This is a genomic window from Streptococcus oralis, assembly GCF_003943395.1.
GTDB classification, from domain to species: domain Bacteria; phylum Bacillota; class Bacilli; order Lactobacillales; family Streptococcaceae; genus Streptococcus; species Streptococcus oralis_BF.
Window position 1 is genome coordinate 86,031 of sequence record NZ_RJPJ01000002.1, and the last position, 12,442, is coordinate 98,472.

Consider the following 12,442-nt stretch of genomic DNA (forward strand, 5'->3'; position numbering starts at 1 on the left):
CATGTTATAATGGATAGGATTAGAAATTAGAAAGAATGATGAAAAAAATGAATACAGCTGATTTTGATTTCCACTTGCCTGAGGAATTGATTGCCCAAACACCACTTGAAAAACGAGATGCCTCCAAACTCCTTATCGTTAATCGTGAGACGGGAGAAATGCAGGATAAACACTTCCACTCCATTATCGATATGTTGGAACCAGGTGATGCCCTTGTCATGAACGACACCCGTGTCCTTCCTGCCCGCCTCTACGGTCAAAAGGAAGAAACAGGAGGCCATGTGGAGCTTCTCCTGCTTAAAAATACTAGTGGAGATGAGTGGGAAGTTCTGGCTAAACCTGCTAAACGCCTCAAGGTCGGTACTCGCGTCAGCTTTGGTGATGGTCGCCTCAGCGCTGTCGTTACGGAAGAATTGACCCACGGGGGCCGCATTGTCCGCTTTGAATACCAAGGAATTTTCCTAGAAGTTTTGGAAAGTCTAGGTGAAATGCCATTACCGCCTTATATCCATGAAAAACTAGATGACCGTGAACGGTATCAAACGGTCTACGCTAAAGAAAGTGGTTCTGCTGCCGCACCTACTGCTGGTCTCCACTTTACTAAAGAACTGCTAGCAGAAATCCAAGCCAAGGGTGTCCATTTGGTTTATTTAACGCTCCACGTTGGTTTAGGAACCTTTAGACCCGTTTCTGTTGACAATCTGGACGAACACGAAATGCACTCAGAGTTCTACCAACTTTCTGATAAAGCCGCAGCCACCCTTCGCTCTGTCAAGGAAAATGGAGGTCGTGTTATCGCTGTTGGAACTACTTCGATCCGCACACTGGAAACCATCGGTTCCAAGTTTGATGGGCAAATCCAAGCAGATTCTGGCTGGACCAATATCTTTATCAAGCCTGGTTACGAGTGGAAGGTTGTCGATGCCTTCTCAACCAACTTCCATCTACCCAAATCAACTCTGGTCATGTTGGTTTCTGCCTTTGCAGGCCTTGAATTAGTCTTAGATGCTTACCACCACGCTATTCAAGAACATTACCGTTTCTTCAGTTTCGGTGATGCCATGTTTATCTATTAAAATAGCTCCGTCATTTCTTTAGGATAGTTTATTCCTAAGAGATGACAGGGCTATTTCTGTTTAAAGTGTAATTTCTGGGAACTCAGAAGTTAAATGAATCAGTTTGCCTTGAACACCAAAGTAGTCCTTTACCAAGTCCTGTAATTCTTCCATGGCAGCCCGAGCACGTGTCGCCTGTTCTGCATTGATCGCTTCAATCACTAAGACAGCATCTTTTGTCTCTTCTGTCAGCATGGTTCTCTGTGCCTCTCTCCAGTTGAGACAGCGACAAACAGCCCCCTCATCGTCATAATAGATGATTTCTTCAGGTAAAGCAGGCGCATCGTTTTCAGCTCCTAGTGGAAAGAAAGGTTCTCCTCCCTTAGCCTGACCAAGATGAAGATTGCCTACAATCTTGTTCACATCCTCGCCACCACAGGGAACCGCATAAGATAGAGAGACACTATTATAGATGTCTACTAAGGGATTGATGGGATTGAACTCTCTTCCCTGACTGACCCTTTTAAGCAGAGCTTCTATAGAGGAGCGTGCTCCTTTTTTCGTTTTAAACTTGCTGAAAGCCTGACGCCATTCTTGAATGACATCATTCTGAGTAAAATTCTCGTCCGAAATGAAATCCTCAGCTCGTTTAGCTCCCTTATCTAGCAAGGTTTTGAAATAGGGATCCTTGCTTTCATCAACTGTATTATCTAATCCCTTTACTACTAAAACGCTAATCTGTGCTTCTGGAAACAAGCTCCAAAATTCATTTTCAACGATAACTTTCATCTTTCACCTCTTATTATAAATAATTTCTTTTCTGGCCTTTTTTGACCATATCCCAATCACTAGTAATATTTTTTCTAACCCGAATTAGTAGACTCTCCAGTTCTCTGGCCTCTTCCCTAGAAAATCCTTTTAGGGCAGAGTTCTCTGAATAGTGATGTTCAGCAAGGATAAAAGGATAAAGTGCCTCTCCTTTTTCAGTGACAAACCACTCTTTATTTTTCCGATTTGTACTGGTCATTCCTTGTTTTATTAACCCCTTTTCTTCCAGTTTTTTTACTGAACGAGCAACTGTCGAACGGTCAACCTTCAGTAAATCCGACAAGGCTTCTTGAATGATTCCTGGATTCTCCTTGATCCGTACTAAATAAAGGTATTGCCCACGAGCTAATTCAATATCACGAAACTCAATATTAGCAATAGAATCTAGGGCACGAGCTATAACTCCGATTTCGCGTAATAACGACATGTTTCCTCCTCTCGCATCTATGATGATAGAATAGCACATTTTTGTTGCAAATGCAACAAAAAGACACTTTGTTTTCAAAGCGTCTTTTTTTATTCTTCATTTTTTAAAAAGAATGTGTTATCACGAAACTTTGGATCTTTTAAACTCTGAACACTGGCATTGATAACTGCTCCGATAATCAAAATCTTTGCTATGAGAATAAACCAGAACATCATCACCACCACGATAATGGAGCTGAAAAATCGGACGTCGACTAGATGATTGACATAGTTATTGAAATAGACAGAAAAGATATTCAAAAGAAAGACAAGAGTCAGCAAAACAAAGATACTACCAGGAAAAACGTAGCGAATACGAGGGACTCTGACATTTGGAAGGAAATAGTAGAGCATGACCAAGATGGCAAAGAGCAAGGCATAAATCAAAGGGCCTGTAAAGTCCTGTAGGTAATCAAAGAAAGGACTGTCTGATTGCCAGTAAGTTTTGAGCAGGTTGAGCAACATACGCCCAAACATACTCAAAAATAAGGCTAGGGCAAAAAGAATTTGCAAGCCAAAGCTGACGAGTAAACTCATCAGTTGATGGGAGATAATGCCTCGGCTCTTGGCTACTCCATAGGCCTTATTAAAAGCTTTTTGGAGGAAATCCATTGATTTCGAGAAGGTCCAAAGGGCAGACAAGACTGCAAAACTCAGCAAACCAGTTGATGGTTGAGTCAGGACTTCGCGAGCAATCTTTGCGACCACATCATAGACCGTATCCGGCACAAATTCTTTGATGGTGAGCAAAAAATTTGAAATCGGAATTTGGAAATAGGGCAAGATATTGACCACTATCATCAACAAGGGGAAAATTGAAACCAACCAATAATAAGCAACCGCAACACTGGTCAGTTCACTATCGGAAGCTTGATAAAAATGTAAAAAAGCTTTCAACAAGGGCCGTTCCATCAGCTCTTTCCACCACTTTTTCATGTTGCAATCCTCCTAATACAAGTTGATTTTCTAAACTAATTTCTTCTGACTAATTCCATCATATCATAGGGCAGAGTATTTGCGGCTTCTTTTAGAGAATAATTCTCAAGATTGTTGACATTTTGCCGTAATTTCTTGGCATACTTAGCCGTAATCAATTTCTTCTCTTCGTATTCAAAAATTAACTTACGTTCTAGATAGTAACCTCTTAGCATTTCATCGATATTGTTTGGTTTAATACGATTGATAACACGTTCGACAAAGGCACCACTACCAATAATAGCTGTTTCACGCAAGCGAGACTCCTGCATAAAGCTGATCAGACTACTCTTGTAGATTCCTTTTAGGTTTTCCAAACTTTCGATAATCAGCTCCGTATTCTCCAGATAGAGTTCGGATATTTGATCATAGTCAATAGCTCGAAGACGACGTTGCTCCTTGTCATTCCAACTACGGAAGGTTTGGCCAAAGGTCAGCAATTCATGCAGGAGAAAACGCAAGATACGGAGTGACACAAGGAAGTAATATGTTAGGCGTGAAGCCACCTTGCGATTGATACTCTGCTCCATATTTTTCAGATAGCGTTGATAAACTTGATAACCACGTTCACCGATTTTCCTTTCCTCGTAAGCCTGCTCCAAACCATCGCTTTCGATACTCAAGATGAGGAGTTTTAAAGCCTCCCAGTCCTCTTGGACTCTCTTGTTTTCCAGACTAAGGATGAGGTTTTCAATCCGACCATGGTAATTGTCAATAGCTGCATAAAGAGGAAGTTTGTTCTTGTGATGGTCTAGCTCTTTTTCTAATTCTGTAGCTACATCATTCAAAATCGCTATATGCATCAAGTGATCCTTGCTTTCCTCTTGTTCCTCAGATAAGTGAGGGAGAACCAGCAAACCCGTTAAAAAGCTCAATAGTGTAACGCCTGCTACAAGGAAGAGCAACAGAGGATATTCCTGCTCTAAATGACTTGGTATGAGGAGAATGGTCGCGATAGACACTGTCCCTTTGACGCCAGAGAAGGTCAAAAGAAGCATATCTTTCATGTACTTATGAATTTTTTTCTTAAGTCGACGCGTCCTCACAAAGTAAAAACCAGCAATCATGACAAAGCGGATCGCAAAAAGCAAGAAGGTCAGCACGACAACTGAAAGCAGTAAAAGAAGGGGATTGTAGAGAGAATTAGACAAAATTGGCTCCGCAATCAACTCTAACTCCATTCCCAAGAGAACAAAGACAGAGCCGTTTAGCATAAAGGTCACGGTGTGCCAGACGGTCTCCGTCACGGTGTCCACCTGAGCCTCAAGGAGCGTAATTTTCTTAAAGCGGCTGGCCTTCAAAATACCTGCAACCACTACTGCGATAATCCCTGAAACATGAAACTCTTCTGCGATAAAAAAGGTCATAAGTGGCAAACTTAGCTCTAGCAATAGTTCACTGGCTATATCTATCGCTCGCACACTCAGTAAAAATGTATGCAAGAAACGATTGATCATTGCCGTCACAAAACCGACTGCAAAACCACCAAGGATTGAAAGTGCTAGGGATGTTCCAGCCTGACTGAGGGAAAAAGCGCCAGTTGTCCATGCAGCCAGTGCCACCCGAAAGGCAACCAAGCCAGAAGCATCATTTAAAAGTCCTTCTCCTTTGAGAATATTGGATACCCGTTTTGGGAAACGAAAACGCTCAGAAAGAGAAGCAAAAGCTACCAGATCTGTCGGACCAAGCGCTGCCCCAACAGCTAAACAGGCAGCTAAAGGAAGACTGAGCCAAAGGAAATGAGCCAAGGCTCCCAAACTCAAGGTCGAGATGAAAATCACTGGAAAGATTAAGTAGACAATGATGCGCCAGTGTTTTAAAACAGATGTAATATCGGCTTCTTCTGCCTCTCGGAAAAGTAAGGGGCCAATAACCATGGCCAGAAACAGCTCTGTATTGAGATGAAAATCCGCATCGGGAACAAATAAACCAATCCCAATCCCCAAAAGGATTTGTACAAGAGGAAGGGGCAAAAAAGGGAGAAGTTTATTGGTCGTAGTTGAAACGATTAAGACAAATAAAAATAGAATCAAGTAAATGAGTAATTCCATACAATTCCTCCTTAATCTTTTTTACAACAAGATTCAAAAATCTCCTTTTGCTCTTGGATTTTCTGATCAATCTTAGAACAGTCTTTGTGCTCAATTTTTTTCTGGCATCGTTCCATTTCAAGAGCCACTAATTTTTTCTTGATTTTAAGCATTTTCTTGCTCATATGTGCTTCGTCGAGCACGCCGACTGCTCGCTCGTGATGCGTTGACTCGACAAAATTTTGGCGCATAGCCTCAAGCTTCTCACGAAGGTATTGTTTATCCATGTCTATATCTCTCTAATTTTTCAATCATTACTAAAAATGGTGGGTTGTTTACTTGGTTTAAAGTTCGGTAAATGGCAGCTGTGTACTCTTGTTGGTTCAACTGGCTAACAAAGTTCAAAACAACATCCCTCTCAAGATCTCCTCCCTCATGACCATAGTAGATCATGATAGCAATCCGTCCCCCCTTGACAAGCAAATGACACAGCTTTTCTAATGCTTCGATAGTAGTCTGAGGTTGGGTGATGACGGATTTGTCAGCAGAAGGTAAATAACCAAGATTAAAAATCCCTGCCTTAGCTTCTGTCACAAACTGGTCAAGTGTCTCATGACCTTGTAAGATTAACTGAACATTCTCTAAACCTGCCTCATTTAAACGCTCTTGGGTTTTCTCCAAAGCCTGCTCCTGGATATCAAAGGCATAGACTTGCTTGGCTAGCTTGGCTAAAAAAAGCGTATCGTGACCATTGCCCATGGTTGCATCCACTACGATATCATCCTGAGTCACAACCTCAGCCAAAAAATCATGTGCCATCTCAAGTGGTCTTTTCATTTTCAAACTCCTGTTTTACAGCCTTGCATCCTTGAACACTTCCGCGGCGTCTCATTTCAGTTTCAATAGCATTTAGCACTTCCCATTTATTGAGGCTCCACATAGGGCCAATCAGCATATCTCTAGGCGCATCTCCCGTGATTCGATGGATGACGATATGCTTGGGAATGATTTCCAGTTGGTCACAAATGACCTGGACATACTCATCCTTACTCATCAGTTGCAAACGTCCTTCGTGGTAATCTCGCTGCATCCGTGTATTGGTCATGAGGTGAAGCAAGTGCAGTTTAATTCCTTGAATATCATTATCCGTAACACAGAGACGGACATTTTCGACCATCATCTCATGAGTCTCACCGGGCAGACCATTAATCAAATGGGAAACAATCTCAATCTTGGGATATTTCCTCAAGCGCTTGACCGTTTCCACGTACAATTCATAAGAATGGGCACGGTTAATCAGGTCAGAGGTTGCTTCATAAGTGGTCTGCAGGCCCAATTCTACCGTCACATGCATACGCTCCGACAACTCAGCCAAATATTTGATGGTTTCATCGGGTAAACAGTCTGGCCGTGTTCCGATATTGATCCCTACTACACCTGGCTCGTTGATAGCCTGCTCATATCGCTCCCGAATCACTTCCACCTTTTCATGGGTGTTGGTAAAGTTTTGGAAATAAACTAGATACTTTTTAACATCTGGCCACTTGCGATGCATAAAGTCAATTTCCTTATAAAATTGCTCACGGATAGGGGCATCCGGTGCCACGATGGCATCTCCAGAACCAGAAACCGTACAAAAGGTACAGCCCCCATGAGCCACAGTTCCATCGCGATTTGGACAGTCAAACCCCGCATCGATAGGAACTTTAAAAGTCTTTTCTCCAAAAAGTTTTCGATAATAATCATTCAAGGTATTATAAGATTTCATAACCTTCATTATAACAAAAAATACCCACAATCTCAAAAGCCTGACTTTCCTACAAATTCCCTTGTTTCTCATTTCCTTTAGCGGTTTTTTATGATACAATATGGGTATGATTTTAATGAAAATAGCAGCTACTTTATTGTTGGTATTAACCCTCGTGGTCTCCATCATTGTAACAAAACTTTTTAAACTGAAAAAACTAGGACTGAACTTTGCGGATTTAGCTTTTCCACTTTTGGTATTTGAGTATTATCTGATCACTGCTAAAGCCTTTACCCACAACTTTCTACCGCGACTTGGAGTCGCACTTTCTCTCCTAGCAATCCTCCTTGTGATCTTTTTCCTCATCAAAAAACGAAGTTTTTATTATCCTAAATTCATCAAATTCTTCTGGAGAGCAGGTTTTCTCCTGACCTTAGTCCTCTATATCGCTATGATTGTAGAGTTAATCATGCTCACATCCCAATAAATCCCTAGAACAACTGATTCTAGGGATTTTAATTTATGGAAATTTATGGTGTCAGCTAACCCAGACACTTAACAAAGAGCCAGCATTCCTTTTATTTATAAATCTATTTTGTTAAGATCGTTTAAATCTTGCTCGTAGGCGGTCTGCTTGAGGTTTCCCAATAATCTTATCCAATAGGTGAGTGCCAAGACTCATTAAACCATAGAGTCCTCCCCCGAGACCTCCGATAAGAGCTACATAGAGGAAACTCCACAAACGTCCTGTTGGTTGGAAGAAAAATCCTAAAATCCACTGTAGAAAACCAACTAAGAGAAACATGACCATGGTCAAAATCATAATCAAAATTGTCCGCTTCAAGATAATCTTTCGACGAGCACCCGTTACCTGGCAGATATCTCGGTACATCAATACATTAGGAATGATGAGACCGATGGTCGTTGAAATCAAGGGACCATAACTATGGAAAATGGCAATAGTTGGTAACTGCAAGACTAACTTAGCAATGGATCCATAGACAAAATAAAGAACTGCCTTGCGATTGCGGAACATGGCCTGAAGCATGGGTGACAAGACCATATACAAACCTAGGATAGTAGACTGCAAAACTGCAAAGACAAACAAGCCCATGGCCAGACTATCTGGCTTGCCATAAAAGACTGTATAGAGAGGCTCCCCCACCATGACGACTCCAACCGTTGCTGGTAAGAGAAACATAAAGAGCATGGTCATACTATCTTGAACTAGACGAGCAGCAGCTCTCAAATCACCCTTGACATAATTTTCCGTCAAAAGTGGCAAGCCAACACTTCCAATCGAAACTCCAACAGAAATCAAAATCATAGTAATTTTATTAGGATTGGCGGAGAAATAAGAAAACATGACAACCAAGTCTTCATTGCTGTAGTTGGTAAACCAGGTCATGCTATTGATGAAGGTCATCTGGTCTAAAATCTGGAAGAGCTGGATGGCTGATCCTGTCAGGATAAAGGGAATGGCTTCCTTGATGGTATCAACCAAGAGTCGCTTGCTATTGATCTTATCCCGTGTTTCAAAGACTCTTTTGAGTAAACCTTCTTGGGCAAGGAAGTAGATCAAGACTGCAAAACTGGCCACCATCCCCACAAATGCCGCAAAGGTCGATTGGGTAACGGCTGATAAGTAGTCACCAGAACCCATCTTCATGATAATAAAAGTAGTCAGCAACATCCAGATAACACGGATCACCTGCTCGGCGATTTGGCTCATAGCATAGGGTTTCAGGTTATTCATCCCTTGGAAGAAGCCCCGGATAACACTCATAGATGGAAAAATCAGAACTGCCCAAGCCAAACTCTGCATGATAGGAATTAGGTCTTTCCCCACGCCCGACAAGTCTGCTAACCAAGGAGCAAAGAGATACAAGACCAAGGCAAAGACTAAACCCAATCCTGTCATAAAACCTAAAAAACTCCGAATCAAGGCAAAGCTATGCTCTTCTTCTCGCATGGTATTGTACTTAGCCACTTGTTTGGCGACCGCAACTGGGATACCCGCTGTCGAAATCAGCAAGAACCAGGCGTAAATATTGTAGCCCATGGTAAAGAGACCATTTGCCTTGGCAGCATAGGTCCCCATCCAGATATACCAGGGAATAATGTAGATAGCCCCAAGGAGGCGACTAATAAAGTTGCTAGCTGTTAGCCAAGCAGTCCCTCGCAACATCTGGGCTTGCTGGTGATTGTTTTCGTTAGACATAGTTTCCTCATTCAATTTTGATAACTAGGAAATTTTCCTCATCTTCCATTATAAACTTTTCCTTGTCACTTGTAAATTTACGACTTTCGGTTTACAATAGAAAGTATGATAAAGATTGAAACCGTATTAGATATTTTAAAAAAGGATAGTCTCTTCCGCGAGATTATCGACCAAGGTCATTACTACTACAACTACAGCGAAGTTGTTTTTGACAGCATCAGTTACGATAGCCGAAAAGTAAAAGAAGGCACTCTTTTTTTTGCAAAAGGCGCTGCCTTTAAAAAAGAATTCCTTACCTCTGCTATTACACAAGGTCTCGGATGGTATGTAGCTGAGCAAGACTACGAAGTTGGTATTCCTGTTATTGTCGTGAGCGATATTAAGAAAGCCATGAGTTTGATTGCTATGGAGTTTTATGGTAATCCACAAGAGAAACTCAAAATTCTCGCCTTCACTGGAACCAAAGGTAAGACAACAGCGGCCTATTTTGCCTATAACATCTTGGCTCAACACCATCACCCAGCTATGCTGTCTACCATGAATACAACCTTAGATGGCAAAACCTTCTTTAAATCTGCCCTCACAACTCCTGAAAGTATCGATCTCTTTGATATGATGGCTCAAGCTGTTCATAACGGAAGAACCCATCTCATCATGGAAGTCTCCAGTCAAGCATACTTGGTTAAGCGAGTCTACGGATTAACCTTTGATGTAGGTGTCTTTCTTAACATCAGTCCTGACCATATCGGTCCGATTGAGCATCCTAGTTTTGAAGATTACTTCTACCACAAACGTCTCTTGATGAAAAATAGCCGAGCAGTTGTCATTAATAGCGACATGGACCACTTCTCTGTGCTGAAGGAACAAGTGGAAGATCAAGAGCATGACTTCTATGGTAGCCAGTCAAGTAACCAAATTGAGAATTCCAAAGCCTTTAGCTTTTCAGCTACTGGTAAACTTGCTGGAGATTATGATATTCAACTCATCGGTCACTTTAACCAAGAAAATGCAGTTGCTGCAGGACTTGCCTGCCTTCGTCTCGGAGCCAGTCTTGAAGAAATCAAAAAAGGAATCGCTGCAACCCGTGTCCCTGGACGTATGGAAGTCCTTACGCAGAAAAATGGAGCCAAGGTCTTCATCGACTATGCTCACAATGGAGACAGTCTGAAAAAACTCATCAATGTGGTTGAAACTCATCAAACTGGAAAAATTGCTCTGGTTCTCGGTTCGACTGGAAACAAGGGTGAAAGTCGTCGCAAAGACTTTGGACTCCTTCTCGATCAACACCCTGAGATTCAAGTCTTTCTAACCGCGGATGATCCAAACTATGAAGATCCAATGGCCATTGCAGAGGAAATCAGCAGCTATATCAGTCATCCTGTTGAAAAGATTGCCGATCGTGAAGAAGCTATCAAGGCAGCGATGGCCATCACAAATCAAGAAGTTGATGCCGTGATTATTGCAGGCAAGGGAGCTGATTGTTACCAGATTATCCAAGGAAAGAAAGAAGACTATCCTGGAGACACAGCTATCGCAGAACGTTATCTATAAAATAAAAAATCAAGGGAAACATTCCCTTGATTTTTTTAGTCTTCTTTCTTAAATGAGTTTTTAAGACCTTCAACGGCACCTTCTACAGCACCTTTAGCATCTTCAACAACTTCTTTTGCTTTGGCAACTGTTTTTTCTACAGCACCTTCTGCTTCTGTCTTGCTATCGCCAGTAACTTTACCAAATCCTTCTTTGATAGCACCAGTCGCTTGTTCCAATTTATTTTCAAGTGACATAACTCTGTCTCCTTTGCTTTTAATACGATAATGGTTATCGCTTACATTCAGTTTATGCTTATTCTTTAGCAAAGTCAAACAATCTGCTCAAAATGAAGCAATTAAGGTAAATAGAAAGTCAACCGTTCCTTGTCGAAATCAACGGACAACTCATACTTTCCAGCTTCATTTTGCACAATATAGCCTAGAACGACTAAACTGTCCACAAAGATATCACGCCGTTTCTGCATGAGCTGGTCTTTTTTGAGAAACTTCAGTAAAAAAGTCGTCATATACTTGAGGGCGTACTCTGGATTGACATCCCCCAAAATGGCATAGAGTTCCTGCTGTTTTTCTGTCAAAGAATATTGATTCTTGACCTTGTAGAAATAATTAGATAGGGTCATTTTTTTTCTCGAGAAGTCAGTCTTTTCAACTAAAATAGCTGCATTGGTTTGATTGCGCAATTCCGTTTCAAAAGTCTTCTCCAGCAAGGCTTGATAGATTGGACTGTCCTCTCTTATAAAAATTTCTTGGTCAAGGGCTAAATTATCCGTAGATTCTAGAAAAGGGAGATTGAGGGAATAACGTTTGTTTTCCCTTCGGATCAAGCCTGCCTTAATATACTCTTCCATGAGTTTATCAACTGCCACATCTGGAAACTGAGCTTTGATTTCTCGTAGAATCACATCGTCATGCTGGTCCAGATAGTCAACCAAATCTATAAAAAATGGCTGTCGAATCAAACGAGAAGGATTAAAAATCTGAATCATGAAGATTCCTTTCTTTGCATTCTAAAAGAGGAGATGCTGCCAACTTGACTGGGATTGGTCCCTGGTTGATTCAGAGGCACAGGAAGTTCGAGTTTCCTGTAATATTCACTCCAAAAATCACTAATCTCCTGCTTCCCGTCCCCAAATTTCATCGGTACGCTCTCAAAAATCGGTAGGATTTCAGCGATGTACTGAGAACAGTAAAAGCCAGGCCCATCTGGATAAAAGGAGGCATTATAGGGTTCACCTAAATATTTGCTTGCTCTTTCCTTTACCAAGTCAGCTTCTATCTCTGGGTAGGCATAAAGATCGTAGAGATGAGTCGGTTCAAAAAATTCAGTCGGTTCTTGACAGATGACACCTGCTCGCCCACTAGCATGGTAGATGAAACCGTCCAAAAAGATGGCTACATGACTATAGTTCCCAGTAGAAGCCTGGATAGCCTGTCCCATGTCCGACTCATCTCTCACAAAAATCAAATCACCATTTTCTAACATCTTTCTCTCCTAGAAAAAAAAGGAGCCGAGACTCCTTTAGCTATAAGGAAACTAAAGTTTCCTCGTTTCAATTATCACTCAGGAA

At 41.5% G+C, this 12,442-nt stretch carries 13 protein-coding genes and 1 pseudogene; 3 read left to right on the forward strand and 11 right to left on the reverse strand.

Annotated elements, in window-relative coordinates; all coding sequences use genetic code 11:
* The first annotated feature begins 47 nt into the window (after window positions 1–47).
* A complete protein-coding gene (gene queA, locus D8802_RS01780) occupies window positions 48–1,076 on the forward strand; it encodes a tRNA preQ1(34) S-adenosylmethionine ribosyltransferase-isomerase QueA (RefSeq protein WP_125394694.1) in 1,029 nt (342 codons plus the stop codon).
* Window positions 1,077–1,136: 60 nt separating this feature from the next.
* Here the strand turns inward: queA and D8802_RS01785 are convergent, their stop codons facing one another.
* The 7 genes from D8802_RS01785 to mnmL all read right to left on the reverse strand — a co-directional run bounded on the left by D8802_RS01785 (window position 1,137) and on the right by mnmL (window position 7,130).
* Window positions 1,137–1,844 (reverse strand): B3/B4 domain-containing protein, encoded by a 708-nt coding sequence (locus tag D8802_RS01785; protein ID WP_125394567.1) that lies wholly within the window; start codon window positions 1,842–1,844, stop codon window positions 1,137–1,139.
* Window positions 1,845–1,857: 13 nt separating this feature from the next.
* Window positions 1,858–2,310 carry a MarR family winged helix-turn-helix transcriptional regulator gene (locus D8802_RS01790; RefSeq protein ID WP_084945908.1) on the reverse strand — a complete coding sequence of 151 codons (453 nt, stop codon included), beginning with the start codon at window positions 2,308–2,310 and terminating at the stop codon, window positions 1,858–1,860.
* A gap of 89 nt (window positions 2,311–2,399) precedes the next feature.
* Window positions 2,400–3,284 (reverse strand): YihY/virulence factor BrkB family protein, encoded by an 885-nt coding sequence (locus tag D8802_RS01795; protein ID WP_125394568.1) that lies wholly within the window; start codon window positions 3,282–3,284, stop codon window positions 2,400–2,402.
* A gap of 35 nt (window positions 3,285–3,319) precedes the next feature.
* Entirely contained in the window at window positions 3,320–5,374 is a 2,055-nt protein-coding gene (locus D8802_RS01800) for a cation:proton antiporter (protein ID WP_125394569.1), read from the reverse strand.
* Window positions 5,375–5,385: 11 nt separating this feature from the next.
* Window positions 5,386–5,640, reverse strand: coding sequence for a hypothetical protein (locus D8802_RS01805; RefSeq protein ID WP_000361094.1), 255 nt, complete (start codon window positions 5,638–5,640; stop codon window positions 5,386–5,388).
* Window positions 5,633–6,190, reverse strand: a complete 558-nt coding sequence (gene mnmM / locus D8802_RS01810; protein WP_185758176.1) for a tRNA 5-(aminomethyl)-2-thiouridylate-methyltransferase MnmM — start codon at window positions 6,188–6,190, stop codon at window positions 5,633–5,635. The genes D8802_RS01805 and mnmM overlap by 8 nt, the downstream gene beginning before the upstream one ends.
* On the reverse strand, window positions 6,174–7,130 hold the full coding sequence (gene mnmL, locus D8802_RS01815) for a tRNA modification radical SAM protein MnmL/YtqA (protein WP_125394571.1): 957 nt from the start codon (window positions 7,128–7,130) through the stop codon (window positions 6,174–6,176). The genes mnmM and mnmL overlap by 17 nt, the downstream gene beginning before the upstream one ends.
* A gap of 91 nt (window positions 7,131–7,221) precedes the next feature.
* On the opposite strand from mnmL, the gene D8802_RS01820 reads away from it, so the two are divergent.
* A complete protein-coding gene (locus tag D8802_RS01820; protein WP_125394572.1) occupies window positions 7,222–7,587 on the forward strand; it encodes a DUF3397 domain-containing protein in 366 nt (121 codons plus the stop codon).
* Window positions 7,588–7,698: 111 nt separating this feature from the next.
* Here the strand turns inward: D8802_RS01820 and D8802_RS01825 are convergent, their stop codons facing one another.
* Entirely contained in the window at window positions 7,699–9,321 is a 1,623-nt protein-coding gene (locus tag D8802_RS01825) for a putative polysaccharide biosynthesis protein (RefSeq protein WP_125394573.1), read from the reverse strand.
* 105 nt (window positions 9,322–9,426) lie between these two features.
* Here D8802_RS01825 and D8802_RS01830 point away from each other — a divergent pair, with 105 nt between their 5' ends.
* Complete coding sequence (locus D8802_RS01830; protein ID WP_125394574.1) at window positions 9,427–10,872, forward strand: UDP-N-acetylmuramoyl-L-alanyl-D-glutamate--L-lysine ligase; 1,446 nt, start codon at window positions 9,427–9,429, stop codon at window positions 10,870–10,872.
* A gap of 35 nt (window positions 10,873–10,907) precedes the next feature.
* Here the strand turns inward: D8802_RS01830 and D8802_RS01835 are convergent, their stop codons facing one another.
* The 3 genes and pseudogenes from D8802_RS01835 to D8802_RS01845 all read right to left on the reverse strand — a co-directional run bounded on the left by D8802_RS01835 (window position 10,908) and on the right by D8802_RS01845 (window position 12,357).
* Window positions 10,908–11,108 carry a CsbD family protein gene (locus tag D8802_RS01835; RefSeq protein WP_000051185.1) on the reverse strand — a complete coding sequence of 67 codons (201 nt, stop codon included), beginning with the start codon at window positions 11,106–11,108 and terminating at the stop codon, window positions 10,908–10,910.
* 101 nt (window positions 11,109–11,209) lie between these two features.
* Window positions 11,210–11,860 carry a DUF1803 domain-containing protein gene (locus tag D8802_RS01840; protein ID WP_125394575.1) on the reverse strand — a complete coding sequence of 217 codons (651 nt, stop codon included), beginning with the start codon at window positions 11,858–11,860 and terminating at the stop codon, window positions 11,210–11,212.
* Window positions 11,844–12,357: pseudogene (locus tag D8802_RS01845) on the reverse strand (YiiX/YebB-like N1pC/P60 family cysteine hydrolase). The gene D8802_RS01840 and the pseudogene D8802_RS01845 overlap by 17 nt, the downstream one beginning before the upstream one ends.
* Between the last annotated feature and the right edge of the window lie 85 nt (window positions 12,358–12,442).